The organism is Mesorhizobium sp. WSM4832, assembly GCF_055811115.1.
In genome coordinates this window covers 1-1,196 of the sequence record NZ_JBVVQH010000047.1, presented here as the reverse complement: position 1 = coordinate 1,196, position 1,196 = coordinate 1, and the positions used below count along the sequence as shown (strand labels likewise).

Below are 1,196 nucleotides of genomic sequence, written 5' to 3'. Positions count from 1 at the left end.
GGCGTGGTCGAGGAGATCACAACGGCGCTGTCGCATGTGAACTGGCTGTTCGTGATCGCGCGGAATTCCGCCTTTGCCTTCAAGGGCCAGACGGTCGACGTCACGCGCGTGGCGCGGGAACTCGGGGTGCGCTACGTGCTCGAAGGCAGCGTCCGCAAGGCCGGCAGCCGGCTGCGCGTGGCAGGGCAGCTCGTCGAGGCGGCGACGGGGGTCACCCTCTGGGCCGACCGCTTCGAAGGCGATGTCTCGGAAGTGTTCGAACTGCAGGACCTCGTTGCCTCCAGCGTCATCGGCGCGGTTTCGCCCAGGCTCGAACAGGCCGAGATGGCGCGCGCCAAGCGCAAGCCCACCGAAAGCCTTGACGCCTATGACCACTATCTGCGCGGCATGGCGAGCCTTTACCGCTGGACAAGGGAAGGACTAGAGGAGGCGCTGCCGCAATTCTACAAGGCCATCCAGCTCGACCCCGATTTTGCCGCCGCTGAAGGCGCTGCTGCCTGGTGCTATTTCTGGCGGATGGCGAATGGCTGGATGACCGATCGGCAGAAGGAAACCGCCGAGGTCTCCCGGCTGGTCGGCAACGTCGCTATCGCCGGCAACGACGATGCGGTGGCGCTGGCCTTCAGCGGCCTGGCACTGGGCTATGTCACCGGCGACTACGAGGCCGGTTCGGCGCTGGCCGACCGCGCACTGGTGCTGAACCCGAATTGCGCCGCCGCATGGAGTGCCAGCGGCTGTCTCAAGGCCTGTCACGACGATCCCGACATCGCCATTGAGCACATGTCTCGGGCAAGACGGCTGAGCCCGCTCGATCCGCTGACCTTCTTCATGCAATGTTTCACCGCCTTCGCCCATTTCGTGGCCAGCCGCTATGACGAAGCTTGGCCGCTCGCAGAGGCGGCCTCGCGCTCGCAGCCATATTATCTCACCGGCCTGCGCGTAGCGGCTGCCAGCAATGCCATGGCCGGCAGGCTAGATGGCGCGAGCAAGCATATCGCGCGTTCGCTGGCGCTCGACCCGGAACTGACGCTTTCCACACTCAAGCACCGTGTTGGGCAGATCAGGCCGGATTATTTCGCCAGATATGTCGAGGCGCTGCGGCTGGCCGGCCTGCCTGAATGAGACGTCTTGGCCGCGCTCTTTTCAACCCGGTAGCGCTGCCGCCTCAACTTCCCTGCCGATGCGAAGCATCTCGC

General features: G+C 65.1%; 1 protein-coding gene. It reads left to right on the top strand.

Annotated features, from left to right (window positions below):
- Positions 1 to 1,122: tetratricopeptide repeat protein (locus AC0L2L_RS33225; RefSeq protein ID WP_473584001.1), on the top strand; the 1,122-nt coding region annotated here is incomplete at its 5' end.
- Positions 1,123 to 1,196 lie beyond the last annotated feature (74 nt).